The sequence below is a fragment of the Sulfitobacter sp. G5_S2_6_S6 genome (assembly GCF_054968505.1).
The window spans coordinates 1-14,519 of record NZ_JBQKUI010000007.1 but is presented as its reverse complement, the minus strand read 5'-3'; the positions used below and the strand labels follow the sequence as shown (position 1 = coordinate 14,519).

Annotated in this window: 11 protein-coding genes; 7 read left to right on the top strand and 4 right to left on the bottom strand. The window is 63.4% G+C overall.

Features of this window, described 5'->3' with window-relative positions; all coding sequences use genetic code 11:
- Positions 1-14: 14 nt before the first annotated feature.
- Together ACTRWK_RS12275 and ACTRWK_RS12270 are read right to left on the bottom strand one after the other, a co-directional pair.
- A complete protein-coding gene (locus ACTRWK_RS12275) occupies positions 15-776 on the bottom strand; it encodes an SDR family NAD(P)-dependent oxidoreductase (protein WP_289082053.1) in 762 nt (253 codons plus the stop codon).
- A 123-nt stretch (positions 777-899) separates the two neighbouring features.
- Positions 900-1,580, bottom strand: a complete 681-nt coding sequence (locus ACTRWK_RS12270) for a DnaA N-terminal domain-containing protein (protein WP_005848978.1) — start codon at positions 1,578-1,580, stop codon at positions 900-902.
- Positions 1,581-2,084: 504 nt separating this feature from the next.
- Between ACTRWK_RS12270 and ACTRWK_RS12265 the strand changes: the two genes are divergently transcribed.
- The 4 genes from ACTRWK_RS12265 (at position 2,085) to ACTRWK_RS12250 (ending at position 5,216) form a co-directional block, all read left to right on the top strand.
- Entirely contained in the window at positions 2,085-3,383 is a 1,299-nt protein-coding gene (locus tag ACTRWK_RS12265; protein WP_005848979.1) for an AAA family ATPase, read from the top strand.
- Positions 3,383-4,528, top strand: a complete 1,146-nt coding sequence (locus tag ACTRWK_RS12260; RefSeq protein WP_289082054.1) for a ParB/RepB/Spo0J family partition protein — start codon at positions 3,383-3,385, stop codon at positions 4,526-4,528. Before ACTRWK_RS12265 ends, ACTRWK_RS12260 begins: the two co-directional genes overlap by 1 nt.
- 164 nt (positions 4,529-4,692) lie before the next feature.
- Entirely contained in the window at positions 4,693-4,914 is a 222-nt protein-coding gene (locus tag ACTRWK_RS12255; protein WP_037966680.1) for a type II toxin-antitoxin system CcdA family antitoxin, read from the top strand.
- A gap of 8 nt (positions 4,915-4,922) precedes the next feature.
- Positions 4,923-5,216, top strand: coding sequence for a CcdB family protein (locus tag ACTRWK_RS12250; RefSeq protein WP_009824373.1), 294 nt, complete (start codon positions 4,923-4,925; stop codon positions 5,214-5,216).
- Between the two features lie 13 nt (positions 5,217-5,229).
- On the opposite strand, the gene ACTRWK_RS12245 is transcribed toward ACTRWK_RS12250, so the two are convergent.
- Positions 5,230-5,865 (bottom strand): glutathione S-transferase family protein, encoded by a 636-nt coding sequence (locus tag ACTRWK_RS12245; protein ID WP_037942000.1) that lies wholly within the window; start codon positions 5,863-5,865, stop codon positions 5,230-5,232.
- Positions 5,866-5,961: 96 nt separating this feature from the next.
- Here ACTRWK_RS12245 and ACTRWK_RS12240 point away from each other — a divergent pair, with 96 nt between their 5' ends.
- Positions 5,962-6,711, top strand: coding sequence for an SDR family oxidoreductase (locus ACTRWK_RS12240; protein WP_037942002.1), 750 nt, complete (start codon positions 5,962-5,964; stop codon positions 6,709-6,711).
- A 72-nt stretch (positions 6,712-6,783) separates the two neighbouring features.
- Here ACTRWK_RS12240 and ACTRWK_RS12235 read toward each other — a convergent pair whose 3' ends face one another.
- Positions 6,784-8,469, bottom strand: coding sequence for a thiamine pyrophosphate-binding protein (locus tag ACTRWK_RS12235; protein WP_289082055.1), 1,686 nt, complete (start codon positions 8,467-8,469; stop codon positions 6,784-6,786).
- Positions 8,470-8,661: 192 nt separating this feature from the next.
- Here ACTRWK_RS12235 and ACTRWK_RS12230 point away from each other — a divergent pair, with 192 nt between their 5' ends.
- Together ACTRWK_RS12230 and ACTRWK_RS12225 are read left to right on the top strand one after the other, a co-directional pair.
- On the top strand, positions 8,662-10,293 hold the full coding sequence (locus ACTRWK_RS12230; RefSeq protein WP_289084206.1) for a hypothetical protein: 1,632 nt from the start codon (positions 8,662-8,664) through the stop codon (positions 10,291-10,293).
- 56 nt (positions 10,294-10,349) lie between these two features.
- The coding region (locus ACTRWK_RS12225; protein WP_462843944.1) for a cytochrome P450 at positions 10,350-14,519 on the top strand (4,170 nt) is incomplete at its 3' end.

Below are 14,519 nucleotides of genomic sequence, written 5' to 3'. Positions count from 1 at the left end.
CCTCTATTCAGTCTCTATTTCGGTGCCATGCGGATCGCGCCATCAAGGCGGATCGTTTCACCGTTCAGCATCGGGTTGTCGATAATCGCCCCGACCATCTTGGCGTATTCCGACGGATCGCCCAAACGGCTGGGGAAGGGCACCTGCGCGCCGAGCGAATCCTGCGCCTCCTGCGGCAGCCCCTCCAGCAGCGGTGTGAGGAACAGCCCCGGTGCGATCGTCATCATACGGATGCCATAGCGCGCCAGCTCGCGGGCGACGGGCAAGGTCATGCCCACGATCCCGCCCTTCGATGCCGCATAGGCCGCCTGCCCGATCTGGCCGTCAAACGCCGCGACCGACGCCGTGTTGATGATCACGCCGCGTTCTTCACCCACGGGCTCTGCCTTGTGCAAGGCCGCGGCGAATTTCGACAAGACGTTGAACGACCCCAGCAGGTTCACATTCACGACATTGGTAAAGCTTGCCAAGGGCAGCGCCGCGCCGTCACGATCCACGACCTTGGCAGGTGGGCCGATGCCCGCGCAGTTTACCAGAATACGCGCCTTGCCGTGCAGCCCTTCGGCCTCTGCGATCGCGGCCTCTACCGCGCTTTCGTCGGTGACATCAACGCGCAGGAACTTGCCCCCGATGGCGGTGGCTTTTTCCCCGCCCAGTTCAGCGTTCATATCAAAGATGGTGACCTTGGCCCCGGCCTGCGCCAGAAACGCTGCCGTGGCCCCGCCCAACCCCGAAGCGCCACCGGTGACGATGGCGGCCTGTCCGTTCAATTGCATGGTATCCTCCCCTTCCCTGCTGACGCAGGGGCAACAGTTTAATTGCGGGGAATGTCGCCTGCGGTTTCGCGGATTACAATGGCAAAGCGTGGGGCCAGCGGCCCCCCGTTCAGCCGATCCGGTTCAGGCCGTGATCACGACCTCGGACACGTCACTATCTACGGCCTGCAATGCGGCCAGCACGCGGGGGATCAGATGGGTCTGTACATAGGCCCCGTGAAAACGGCTGGGGGCCTGAAGCGTGACACGCCCCCCTGCCCGATCCTGCCGCGTGAGATTATGCAGCCAACTGCCATAGACACCGGCATCTTCGGCATGAAGCACAGCCTGCGCCAACGCCCATTCGCTGCCCCCTTCGACAGGCGGCGTCGGGGCGGTGCCACGCACGGGCAAAGGCACCACCCGCGTCGGTTCCGGCGCGCCCTGCATGCGCAGATCAAAGTCCGGGCCGACCTGCGGCCATTGCGGGCGCGTCTTTTCAAGGATCGCATCAAGGTCGAGCCCGTATTCCGTCACCCGTCCGCGTGCGCCCTGACGTTTGACCACCAGCCAGCCACAGCCGCGCAGCTTTGCCATCTCGCGTTTGACGGTGCGTTCATCGACGGACCAAAGCTGCGCGATCTCGCGCTGACCCACGGCCAGTTCATTGCGCGCCCAGTTGTAGCGCGCCGTTACAAGTGTAATGAAGCGCAGCACCAGACGGTGATCATGTTTCCCGCCGGCAAGGGCATAGGCCCCCAAGGCGGTGATGATATCATACTTGCGCGCGGCGGCGTCACGCCCCACGGGTTTCGGTGAAAGCATAGCTGCTCCGATCTGGCACGGTGTGAATGTGCAGCCTCAGTTCGATCTCTTGATGGATCCTCGGGGCGTAGACAACGTCTTTTCCGCCTCTTCCCTGATTTGCGTCCGGAAACCCGATTCTGTCAAGGATTGGTTTTGCCCCGACCCTCTTTCTTCCCCATTCAAATTTGAAAGTTGAGGTATCATTGGTATAGGGGGTCATACAGAGCGTCCCCTATTACAGCGTTTTTGTCCCCCAATATGTCGCGGGACCGATCCTGCTGTCCCCCTATATTTCCGCCCCGGAGCTATAGAGCCGCGCCGATCGCCCGAATCGCGCCGGGGCCCTGTGGTATAAGGGATATTGAAAACCTGTTTATAGAATAAATGTCTTTCCATAAGATGCAAATTCAGCGTAAATCCAAATTGAGTAGTAATTAGCGTTCTCTTTCGGGTTTTCCGGTGCCGCCACAGCGTGCGGGGCGGCGGTTCCCCGCGGGGAACGGGTAGGGAAAAGGACAGCTTATGTTTACCTATGCGGACCTGGCAAAGCTTCAGGCGCAGTCGCTCAAGATGCAGGGGCACATCCGGCATCAGACCTATTCGCCCGAGATGGAAAAGACCCTGCGCCGGTTCTCAAGCTGGGAAGTGGCGGAGCTGATTTTCAAGACCAACCCGTCGACCCTGCGGGGCCGGTTGGCCGCCGACCCGTCCCTGCCCGAGGGGCAGGTGGAAGAGGAAGGCCGCCAGCGCTGGTATTCGCTGGAAGAGATCAACGAGCTGCGGCGCAAGCTGAAGATCAAGAACCGGTCGCTGATGCCGCCGCGCCCTGCGGGCAAGCGGGCGGTGCGTGCCGCGATTGCCAACTTCAAGGGCGGCGCGGGCAAGTCCACCGTGGCGCTGCATTTCGCCCATGCGGCCGCGCTTGACGGCTACCGCGTGCTGGCCGTGGATTTCGATCCGCAGGCCACGCTCAGCCATTCGATGGGGCTGTCGGATGTCTCGGAAGAGGTCACTGTCTGGGGCATCATGGCCCGCGACCTGATCCGCGAGACAGAGCGGATGAACGCGGTTCAAGGCGGCGCGGAAAGCGGGGCCACCCTGCCCCAACGCAAACTGCCTGCCTCTGTCACCGGTATGGGGCTTAGCGAATTGCGGGCCACCGATTTCATCAAGCCGACCAGCTGGCCCACGATCGACCTGATCCCCAGCTGTGCCAATGCCGCCTTCGTTGAATTTGCCAGCGCGCAGTACCGGCACCTGAACCCCGAATGGTCGTTCTTTGCCGCCGTGTCCCGTTATCTTGATACGATCCCGCCGGACGCCTATGACCTGATCATCTTCGACTGCCCGCCCGCCATTGGCTACCAGTCGATGAACGCGGTCTTTGCGGCGGATGTTTTGTATATTCCGTCCGGCCCCGGCTATTGGGAGTATGACAGCACCACCAGCTTCATCGGCCAGCTATCCGAAGCGCTTGAGGATCTGGGCCGCTTCCGCGGGCGGCTGCCGTCGGGCACTGATCCGGTCAAGGCCTTTGCTGACATCAAGTTTCTATTGACCCGTTTCGAGCCTAATAACGATCTGCACCGTGCGATGCAGTCAGCATTTAATCAGGTCTTTAAGCCACATGTAGCAGAGCACCCGATTGAAATGACCCGCGCGGTTGAACAGTCAGGCCGGTTCCTGTCGTCGATCTACGAGATGGACTACCGCCAGATGACCCGCGAGACCTGGCGCCGCGCGCGGGCCTCCTTTGATCGGGCCTATGATGAATTCCGTGCCACGCTTGTCGATGCGTGGGATAAACTGGAGGATGAATAATGGTTAAGAAACGCTCTGTTTTCGATATCAACTTTGATCTGGATGAAGAGGAAGACGCGGGGTTCCCCGCGGGGAACGCACCTGCCGAACCGCCCGTTGTGAAAGAGTACAACATTCAGGGCCACCCGTTGCAGAACTCTGATCCTGTGCCCAACCCCCCTGCCCCGTCGCGACGCGGCCCGATGGCGAGCGCGATCTCGGAAACGCTTGAAGCCACTTCCGAGCGCGCCACCGCAGAGGCCGCCATTCGCGCGGAAAACGACGCGCTGGCGCATGAGCATGTGCGGCTGAAACGGCTGGGGTTGATCACCGATCTGATCCAGACCTCGGATGTGCATACCGACAAGCTCACCCGCGACCGGTCGGCCAATGTTGACCCCGAACTGGCAGAGCTGAAACAGTCGATCCAGTCGGTCGGCCTTTCCAACCCCATTCGGGTGGAGCAGACGGATAATGGGTATGAGCTTATTCAAGGCTTCCGCCGCCTCACCGCTTTCCGCGAGCTTGCGGCCGAAACCGGCGACCCGCGCTATTCCCGCATCCCCGCCGCGCTGGTTCCCCGCGGGGAACCCCTCGCGGATCTGTACCGCAAGATGGTGGACGAGAACCTTGTGCGCAAAGATCTGTCCTTTGGCGAGATGGCGCGGCTGGCCCTGTCCTATGCGCAGGATTCGGGCGTCGAGGTGAGTGACGCGGTTGGCACGCTCTATGCCTCTGCGCTGAAACAGAAGAAGACCTATATCCGGCAGTTCGCCCGTGTGCTTGCCGATCTGGACGGCGCGCTGCGCTACCCCGAGGCGATCCCGCGGGCGCTTGGGCTGGATGTCTATCGGTTCCTTGATGCGCAGGCGGGCAATGCGATGACGCTAAAAAAGGCGTTGATCAAACAGCCTGAACGGGATGCTGATGCCGAACTTGCGATTCTGCGGGCAGGGATCACGGCAAAGAAAGCCGCGCCAAAACCTGCCGGGCGAAGCTCTGCCAAGACTTCCTTGCGGCTTGGGTTGCCACAGGGGGAGATGCGGGTGATCGCGTCGGACGGGAAAGTAGAGATGCGCTTGCCGCGCGATTTCTCGGCTGTCAGCAAAGCGCGATTACAGCGCGGGATCGAGGCGTTTCTTGCAGCGCTGGATCAGAAAGACTGAAACTCGAAGGGGGCAGGGCGGATCGCCTTGCCCCTTCTTCTTTGCGATGTGTCGGGCCTAATGCCCGCGATAGGCCCACATATACGCGCAAACCCGCGCCACCTTGCCCGAATCCTCAGCCTCAACTATACTCCTGCCCTATACGCATAATGCGAGAGGGTGTCATGGGCCGTGTCAAAGTAAATCTTACATTGGATGCCAGCGTCGCCGAGACGGCGCGCGCGCTTGGGCTGAACATGTCGCGGTTGGCCGAGGCCGCGATTTCGGACGCCGCCAAGGCAGAACGCAACCGCCGCTGGCGGATCGAGAACCAGCAGGCGCTGGATACCTATGCGCAAGAGGTAGAGGCCGAGGGCCTGCCGCTTGAACGCTTTCGCAGTTTCTAGGGCGCGTTATGGCGCAGTTTGATGTGTACCGGCTTGCGGGCGGACAGCTTGTGGTGGATCTGCAAACCGACCTGATTGGCATCGACGCCTCGCGCGTGGTGGCACCGCTGCGCGAGGCGGGGCGGTACGCTGCCTTTCCCGGTCTGACCCCGCAGGTAGAGGTCGACGGCACCGCATGGATCGTGCGGGTGCAAGAGCTGGCCGCCGTGCCCGGCACCGCGCTGCGCGACAAGGTGACCTCGCTTGAGGCAGAGCGCGATGCGTTGAAGCGGGCCTTGGATATCCTGATCGACGGGCTGTGACACTGCCCGCGGCTTACGGTTCCCCGCGGGGAACCTCGCCCACATCTTTCGGCACCTGATACCCTTTGATCACCGCGTCGCGGGCACGCAGTGCTTTGTACCAGCGCAACACATTGGGGAATTGCGTCAGGTCCACCCGCTGCCATTCATAGCGCGCGACCCAGGGCCAACAGGCCATATCCGCAATCGAGTAGGCGCCGCAGATGAAGTCCTGCCCCTCGAGCTGTTTGTCGAGCACGCCGTAAAGCCGCTGGACCTCTGTCGCATAGCGGGTTTCGGCGTAGGGGGCCTTGCCCGGGTTGAACTGCAAGAAGTGATGCGCCTGTCCGGCCATCGGGCCCAAGCCCCCCATCTGCCACATCAGCCATTCATGCACCTTGGCACGTCCGATCGCATCGCTCGGCAGGAATTTTCCATATTTATCAGCGAGATACCACATGATCGCGCCGGATTCCATCAGGCAGAGGCCGTTGTCATGGTCCTTGATCGCGGGGATCTTGTTATTGGGGCTGATTTTCAGGAAGTCGGGCGCGAATTGGTCGTCCTTGGTGATGTCGATGGGGTGGGCGGTATAGGGTACGCCCAACTCCTCCAGCAGGATAGAGACCTTGCGGCCGTTCGGGGTGGTCCAGGTATAGAGGTCGATCATTGCGGCGTCCTTCGGCTTGCGTCAGGGGGGAAAACGGGTTGCTATGCCCTTGGTATAAATCAGCTTGCGCGGATCACAAAGGCGCAGATCGGGGGGATGATGGAGAGGAAGATTGCACTGGTTACCGGCGGGGGCAGCGGCGTCGGGCGCGCCTGCGCCGCGGCGCTGGCAGAGGCGGGATTTACGCTGGTGCTGACGGGACGCCGGATGGCCCCGCTAGAGGAGGCCCGCGCCGCGTTGGCGGGGGAGGGGCATCTGGCGATCACCGCGGATGTCGGGGTCGAGGCGGATGTGCTGGCGCTGTTTGACCAGATCGAGGCGCAGTTCGGGCGGTTGGACCTGCTGTTCAACAATGCGGGCGTCAACGCCCCCGCGGTCGAGATTGACGACCTGTCGCTGGACGACTGGAACGCCATTGTGGCCGCGAACCTCACGGGGTCGTTTCTATGCGCGCGCGCGGCCTTCGGGTTGATGAAACGGCAGTCGCCCAAGGGTGGGCGGATCATCAACAACGGGTCGATCTCTGCCCATGTGCCGCGCCCGTTCTCGGCACCCTATACGGCGACGAAACATGCGGTGACAGGGCTGACGCGGTCGCTGTCGCTGGACGGGCGGGCGCATGACATCGCTTGTGGTCAGATCGACATCGGCAATGCCGCCAGCGAGATGACAGAGCAGATGGCCCAAGGTGTGCTGCAACCGGATGGGTCACGTCGGGCGGAGCCGCGCATGGATGTAGAGGATGTGGGCCGCACGCTGGTCTATATGGCAAGCCTGCCACCCGGCTCAAACGCTATGTTCGTGACCGTGATGGCGACCAAGATGCCCTTTATCGGGCGCGGCTAGGGGAGGGGCCCCGCCCACGTAAAAACGAGCGGGCGGGGTGTCGATATGTGGCTCTAATCCGCTGTTTAGAGCCTACTTCTTTGCCGCATCGCGCAGTTTCGTGATCGTGGTGCGGGTAGAGATCTGTTCGGGGTTGGTAACCAGTTCAATCAAGGCCGGGCGACCGCTGGCGCGGGCACGTTCAAACGCGGCAGCGAAGTCGGCGGTTTTGGTCACGCGCTCCGCATGCGCGCCGTAGCCCTCGGCCATTTTGCAGAAATCCTGATTGATCAGCGTGGTGCCTGAAATGCGTTCGGGGTGGTCGCGTTCCTGATGCATGCGGATGGTGCCGTAGATGCCGTTGTTGAACAGCAGCACGATCGGCGTTGCCCCGTATTGCGCGGCGGTGGCGAGCTCTTGCCCGCTCATCATGAAGCCGCCATCGCCGACGAATGACAGCACCAGTTGATCCTTATGCGCCAGCGCCGCAGAGACGCCCGCCGGAACGGAATACCCCATCGCGCCGCAGGTCGACCCGACGATGCGCCCCGGGCGGCCAAAACGCAGATAGCGTTGCGCCCAGCCTGTGTGGTTGCCCGCGTCCAGCGTCACGATTGTATCTTGCGGCAGGCTATCGCGGATCTGGCAAAGGGCGACGCCCATGTCGAGCTCCCATTCCTCGCCATTGGGGCTGTCGGTGTCGGTCAGGTAATCCCCATGCAGCTTTGCGCACCAATCTTGCCAATCGTCGGCGCGGCCCAGATCAAGATCACCAAGCGCCGAGGCCGCAGCGGCGGGGGAGGCGGCAAAGCCGAGGTCGGGGGAATAGACGCGGCCGATCTCGTCCGCGTCAGGGTGCAGGTGTACCAGACGGGCATCGGGGTTGGGCGATTGCAGGGTGGTGTAGGTCTTGGTCGTCATCTCGCCCAAGCGGGCCCCGATAACGATCAGCAGGTCGGCCTCTTTCTGGTGGGCAAAAAGCGTCGGCGCGGTGGAGGTGCCGAAATCGCCCGCAAAGACGGGCGACAGGTTGTGCACGATATCCTGTCGCCGGAAGGAGGTGGCGACGGGGATGTTGTTGGTCTCGGCAAAGCGGGTGATCGCGGCGGCGGCATCCTCGGTCCAGCCGGAGCCGCCAAGCAGCATCAGCGGGCGTTTGGCTTGGGCGATCTCGTCCTTCAGCGCGTCTACATTTGCTGTCGAAAGCTGAGCCTGCGTGGCGGTATAGGGCCGCGCATCGGCGACTTCGACGATATCGGTCAGCATGTCTTCGGGCAGGGCGATGACCACGGGACCGGGCCGGCCAGAGGTGGCGACGCGGAAGGCGCGGGCCATATATTCGGGTACCCGCGACGCATCGTCGATCTGGGTCGCCCATTTGGCGATAGGGCCGAACATGGCGCGGTAGTCGACTTCCTGAAATGCTTCGCGGTCGGTGGTGTCGCGGGCGATCTGACCCACCAGCAGGATCATCGGCGTGCTATCCTGTTGCGCGATATGGACGCCAATGGCGGCGTGGCAGGCGCCGGGGCCGCGGGTGACCATGCAGATGCCGGGGGTGCCGTGCAGTTTGCCGTAGGTTTCGGCCATATTCGCCGCACCGGCCTCGTGGCGGGCGTTGATCAGGGTGAACCGGTCTTGCACGTCATGCAGCGCGTCCAGCACCTCGAGGTAGCTTTCACCGGGCACGCAATAGGCGGTGTCGGCCCCGTGGATCAAAAGCTGGTCCACAAGGACCTGTCCGCCGGTCCGGCGTTTGAGGGGGGCGTTCTGGGTCATTGGTCGGGCTCCGTCCATGTCATCTGGTATTTTCGATTGCCGAAGATGCAGCACGCCGGGGCGGGTTTTGCAATGCCGTTAGGGAAACATCGGCGTTGAAAAAAAATTGACGGATGGAAACGTATCCCGCACACTCAACCATGACGAAAGTGGTGGGTAGTTTTGGCGGATGGTTCTCATAAAACTCTAGGATTGCAGCTAAATGTCATCGGGCCGTTCGATTTGCGGCGCACCGATGGGTCACGTGTCACCATCACCTCGAAGAAGGCGCGCGCTGTGCTGGCGATGTTGGCGGTCGCCCCCGGTGGCAGGCGCGAAAGACGTTGGTTGCAATACAAGCTATGGAGCGAACGCGGAGAGCGTGAGGGTGCGGCGAGCCTGCGCCAGACGCTGTCTGCCCTGCGCCGTGCGCTTGCCCCGATGGGCGATGTGCTGGAGGCGGATCGCACCACGGTCACCCTGTCGCTGAGCGAGGTCGCGGTAGATGCGCTTGAGCTTTCGTCGGTGGCGCAGCGGTTGCCGGGGCAGGCGGAGTTCCTTGAAGGGCTTGATATCAGGGACCCTGAATTCGACAACTGGCTGCGCGAGCAACGCGCTTTCTGGTCCCGCCAGCTAGAGACGTCGCAGGGCGGTCCCGACCCGTCAGAGGTTGACTTCGCCCCGCCGCTGGATGTGCCTTGTGTGACGCTCATGCCCTTTGCCAGTGCCGAGCCGCTGACCCCTCAGGCGCAAGAGCTGGCAGAGCAGGTGTTGGACCAGCTGGCGCGGCATCGTTGGATCAGTTTTATGGATTGGGCCGTGCACAGTGGCCGCAGCGCCGCCGGTGCCGCGCGGCCTGCGACGGCGAATTATGTGGTGACCGGCCAGTTGCGCCAGAGCGGCGGGCGGCTGGTCTTGATGGTGGAGCTGACGCATCTGACCACGGGGCAATCGGTGAAACGTGCGCAGTTTACCGCGCCGCTGGCCGATGCTGCCGATATCGGGGCGGGGTTTGCCGCCGTCGCGCGGGATATGGCGATTGAGGTGGCGGGGAATTTCAGCTGTGCCTTGGCGCAATCCTACGAACAGCGGTCCCAGTCGCGGGTGGCGCAGAGCGACGAGGCGCTGGTGTGGCAGGGGCGCTGGCATATCAACCGCCTCACGGCCGAGGATTTCGAGAAGGCGCAGGCGATCTTCGAGGATATCATCGCGCGCAACCCCGGTCATGTAGAGGCCCATGTCTATCTTGCGCTGACCACGCTGTGGCGGGTCTGGACCTGCCGCGCCGATCCGCGTGACATCAAGCTGGCGCGGCGACAGGCGCAAAAGGCGATCAAGCTGGATGTGTCGGACGGGCGGGGCTATTGGATTGCGGGCTGTGCGGAATGTTGGCTGGGCAACAAGACGGCCGCTGTGCATTACACGGACGAGGCGATCCGGCTGTGCCCCTCGCTGGCCTTTGCCCATGACCAGCGCGGCACGAATCTGGCCTATGATGGCAACCCCCTGGCGGCGCTGGAGGCGCTGGAACACGCGATCCGCCTGTCGCCCCACCACCCGCAGCGCTTTTGTTTCGAGGGGGAGACAGCCCTTGCCGCGCTGCTGGCCGGGGATCTGTCGGCCGCATTGCAGCACGCGGATCACGCCTTGTTGCTGCGCCCTGCCTATTGGTACGCCCATATGGTCAAGGTCCTGGCGCTGCACCGCATGGGCCGCCCCGACGCCGTGGCGCGTGCCAAGCGCGAGTTGTACGAGTTCGAGCCCCGTTTCAACCGCAGCTATATCAACTGGCTTCCCTTTTCGGACCGGTCGCTGAACGCGCGTATGATTGAAGAGATGTTCTAGGTACGGCGCGCCGGCTGGTGACCCCCCGAGGGGCCTTTGCAGAAGGCATCCGACGCATGACGAAATATGCAGACAACTACGCTGGTATCCGGCAAGCGCAGGCGGAGGAGCGGGCGCATCCCTCTGATCTGGGAACGCGGCATTTCACGCTTGATGCGTTGAACGGCAGTTGGGTCGTACAGTTGCGGAGCCGGATCACGCAAGGGCTGATGAAACATGGCGGGCTGCGCCTGATGCAGCGGATTGCGCCGGTGGTGCGCTTGGGGCCATATCACTTTGTCACGCGCCACGCCGATATCGTGGCGGCATTGCATCGGCCCGATGTTTTCGGCGTGCCCTTTGGCCCCGAGATGGAAGAGATGGCAGGCCCGCCGGTGTTTGCCTTGGGCGATGATGCACAGACCCATGCCGCGCAGATGGCGATTTTGCGCGATCCTTGGGCGGCGATTGATCCGGTGACCCATGTGCGCCCTGTGGTGCGCCGCGTGACCGAAGCCTTGCTGGAGGATAGCGGCGGGCAGATCGACATGGCGCGCGATGTCTTTATGCGCGTCACGGCAGAGGCCTGTCTGAAGACCTTTGGCATCGCGGCCCCGAGCGCGGAAAACTTTGCCGCGTTTTCGGCGGCCTGTTCCTCGCTGATCTTTGCCGACCCCTCGGGCACGCCTGCGGTGCGTCGGCAGGCGATGATCGGGGCCAAGCGCATCTGCGATCTGCTGGATGGCAGTATCGACGCCTATGCCAAGCTGTCCGCCGGCGAACGTGCGGACCCCACACAGGCGGGTTTCTTGCAAGGGTTGATGGATCAGGTCGCGCGGCAGGGCGATGGCGGGCCGGTTTGGGAGCAGTCGGACAAAGACACCGTGCGGGTGATCTTGTTCGGGGTGATCACCGGCTTTGTGCCCACCACCGCGCTTGCGGCGGGCAAGATACTCGATCAGATGCGCCGCAAGCCGGACCAGTTCCATCAGGCGCTGCGTTGTGCCGCGCGGGCCGAAGCCACCCCCGATGACCCGCAGGCCCGCTTGGCCCTGCGCGACATATTGTTCGAGATCGCCCGCTTCAATCCGTCGCTTTTTCCCGGCCAGTTCCGCCTGCGTAAAGAGGCCGGCGATACCCACGGCCTGCCCGAGGCGCTGCGGCGGATCAAACCCGGTGCCGTGGTCATTCTGGCAACAGCGCAAGCCCTGCATGATCCGCGGGTGGTGAAACACCCCAACCGCTTCATGCCCGGCGAAGGGTTCCTGGCCAAGGACGGCACCGCGCTGCCGGATCTGTCCTTTGGTTTGGGGATGCATCACTGTCTGGGGCACGAGATGGCGCATGAGATCATCACCGAGGCATTCCAGATCATCCTGTCGCGCCCCGGCATCGCCTTTCTGCCCGAGCGGCCAAAGTTCTATGGCCCCTATCTGGGCCGCTTGCGGATGCGGTTCGACATGGTGGAAGGCCACGCTGCACAGTCGACGATCGTGGCGCCTGTGCCCTTGAAAGAGGGGGTGGATATAGAGGCGCTCCGCGCGGTCCTGGCGGGGTTGCAGGAGGAGACATCAGATTTGAAGCAGGGGCTTGAGGGCACGGGGATCGTGCATTTCGCAAGCCTCAATCTGGTCAATCTGGGGGCCGAGACGCGGCTTGATGCACGGCCCACGCATCTGCTGGCAGAGTTCAACACCGATGGCATGCCGCGGGACGCGCTGGCGCGGCTGGCGCAACGGATCGACGCGCCCTGTTCGACAGTGTTGCCGTTTCTGAAAGATGCGCAGGGCGGGTTTATCGCGGCGGTGCGCGCGCATCTGCTGCATCCCGATACCAAGCCCTGGGGCACCATCGGGGTGAACTTCAACGGCACCGAACATATGCCCGTGCGCCAGATCGAGGCGGAGAAAAACCTCTATGACTGGGCCGAGGCGCAGGTGCGGCAGCGCGCAGCCGAGGGCACCACGGACCCTGCCGATCTGGTGGCCGATATCCGCAGACAGATGCAGGAGGACCCTGCGAAAGCGGCGCTGCTGTACCGTCCATCCCATCGCTATCCGCGCTTCTCGCGGCACAAGGATTTCCCCTTCTCGGGGTTTATCGCGAAATATGCGGGGCTGGGGCTGAAGCCCTTGGCAGTCTTTGCGCTGCTGGCGCTGGTGCTGCCTGTGGGGCTGGTCGCCTTTGGTCTTGTCAGTCTGCTGCAGGCGGCGGATGTCTATGTCTCGCTGTGGATGGTGCCGCTGTTGCTGGCGCTCACGGTGGCGGGCGGGGTGCTGGCATGGTTGCGGCGGGTCGAGACGCGCGAGACGCCGGATGACCGCTATGCGCCTCATGATCACGTCGCCGCCGTGCAAGCGATGGAGGATCTGCCCGGCTATGCGCAGAACCACATCACCTCGGTCAGTGCCTTGAAGCCCGGCCTGCTGCGGCGGCTGACCACGGCGCTGGCGTTCCACATCATCAAATATATGAAAATCCTGTGGTTCCGCCCCGGCTTTGTCACCGATTTCGCCACCATCCATTATGCGCGCTGGTACTGCCCCAAAGGCAGTCAAAAGCTGATCTTTCAGGGCAATTACGACGGCAGCTGGGAAAGCTACCTCGAGGATTTCATCACCAAGGTGCACCGCGGCCAGACGATGGCGTGGAACAACTGCGTGGGTTTTCCGCGCAGCCGGTGGTTTTTTCTGGATGGGGCGCAGGACGGTGACAGGTTCAAACGCTGGGTGCGGCGCCAGCAGGTGCAGACTCAGGTCTGGTACAGCCGCTTTCCGCAGTTGACCACAGGGATGATCCGCACCAATGCGCTGGTGCGCGACGGGCTGGCGCGGGCGCTGACCCATGACGAATATCGCGCGTGGGCCACCCTATTCTACACCGCGCCGCGCCCCGCCGATGCGATCGAGACGGACCAGGTGCAGACCTTGCTGTTCAACGGGCTGGGGCGGCATCCGTTGATGACCGCGCGGGTGCTGCGCTTTGACACGGGGCAGGGGGGCAAACGCCTGATCGCGCAGTTGCTGCAAGAGGCGCGCAATGCCGAAACCCCCGGTGCACCCTGGGATGCGCGGCTGAGCTTTGGCGACGCCTATCCCGATTATCCGGCGCATTTCATTGCTCTGTCCTCTGGCGGGCTGTCGCTGCTGGGGTTTCCCGACACGCCCCACGACGGGCGCGCGACGTTGCCCCATGCCTTTGCCAGCGGCATGGCGGCACGGGCGCGGGTGTTGGGCGATGCGGGCACGCCCGCCGATCCCGCCCGCTGGCGGTGGAGCGACGGCGCCGCGCACGCTTTGCTGCTGTCCTATGCCCGCGATCCTTCGGAGCAGGCGGCAACCGACGACACGCTGACCGTGATGTTCGAACAATACGGCATCGCGGTGGACAGTATCGTGCGGGCGGATCTGCAACGCCGCGGCTTGGCCCATAGCGACGGGTTCGGCACGCGTGACGGTATCTCGCAGCCGATCATGCGCCACACCCAGGCCTTTGCCAAAGGCAAGGCCGCGCCGGATGATGTGGTCGGCGCGGGGGAGTTCATCCTGGGGTATCCCGATTCCCGGGGCTACCTGCCGCTGGCGATCACCGTGCCCGCCGATACGCCGGCGGCGCAGGGGCTGTCGGCGGTCGAGCGGCCGGTCACGGATCTGGTGCCGCGCTTTGGGCGGCTGCATCTGGGGGACCAGCGTGATTTTGGCCGCGGCGGGAGCTTTCTGGCGGTGCGGCAGATCTTGCACAATGATAAGGCCATGAAGGAGTTTGTGGCGGCCAAGGCGCGCGGGCTTGAGGCGCGGCATCTGCCGCAAAAGGGCATCGCGGATGCGATCCGCGAGGATATGCAGGCCGACATCAGGATCCGGCAGGGCGACCACATGCCCGGCGACAAGGATATCGTGCTGGGGGATATGCAGCGCGGGCAGATGGATCAGTCGCCCTATGGAGATGTGCCTATGGGGCCGGATGCACGGCAGATCTGGATGGAGCAATGGATCACCGCCAAGATCATCGGTCGGTGGGCGGACGGCAGTTCACTGGCGCGCAACCCTTCGGTGTCGCGCAGCCTGCGCAACCGCGCGCGCTATCACGCGGTCGTGCGTCGCTATGTCGGGCTGCGCCTCAAGGCATTGCAGGCCGCGACGGACCAGCGCTCTGCGACCGACGGCCATCTTGTTGCGCTGCAGCAGTTCCTTGACCGGACACGCACGCCAAGGGGCAGCGGCCGTTTGGGCGTGCATGGCGGGCTG

What these genes read in the sequence shown, in the direction of transcription:
- ACTRWK_RS12260 (WP_289082054.1), top strand. Translation starts at nt 3,383, where the DNA reads ATGGTTAAGAAACGCTCTGTTTTCGATATCAACTTTGATCTGGATGAA.
- ACTRWK_RS12250 (WP_009824373.1), top strand. Translation starts at nt 4,923, where the DNA reads ATGGCGCAGTTTGATGTGTACCGGCTTGCGGGCGGACAGCTTGTGGTG.
- ACTRWK_RS12240 (WP_037942002.1), top strand. Translation starts at nt 5,962, where the DNA reads ATGATGGAGAGGAAGATTGCACTGGTTACCGGCGGGGGCAGCGGCGTC.
- ACTRWK_RS12275 (WP_289082053.1), bottom strand. Translation starts at nt 776, where the DNA reads ATGCAATTGAACGGACAGGCCGCCATCGTCACCGGTGGCGCTTCGGGG.
- ACTRWK_RS12270 (WP_005848978.1), bottom strand. Translation starts at nt 1,580, where the DNA reads ATGCTTTCACCGAAACCCGTGGGGCGTGACGCCGCCGCGCGCAAGTAT.
- ACTRWK_RS12235 (WP_289082055.1), bottom strand. Translation starts at nt 8,469, where the DNA reads ATGACCCAGAACGCCCCCCTCAAACGCCGGACCGGCGGACAGGTCCTT.
- ACTRWK_RS12265 (WP_005848979.1), top strand. Translation starts at nt 2,085, where the DNA reads ATGTTTACCTATGCGGACCTGGCAAAGCTTCAGGCGCAGTCGCTCAAG.
- ACTRWK_RS12255 (WP_037966680.1), top strand. Translation starts at nt 4,693, where the DNA reads ATGGGCCGTGTCAAAGTAAATCTTACATTGGATGCCAGCGTCGCCGAG.
- ACTRWK_RS12245 (WP_037942000.1), bottom strand. Translation starts at nt 5,865, where the DNA reads ATGATCGACCTCTATACCTGGACCACCCCGAACGGCCGCAAGGTCTCT.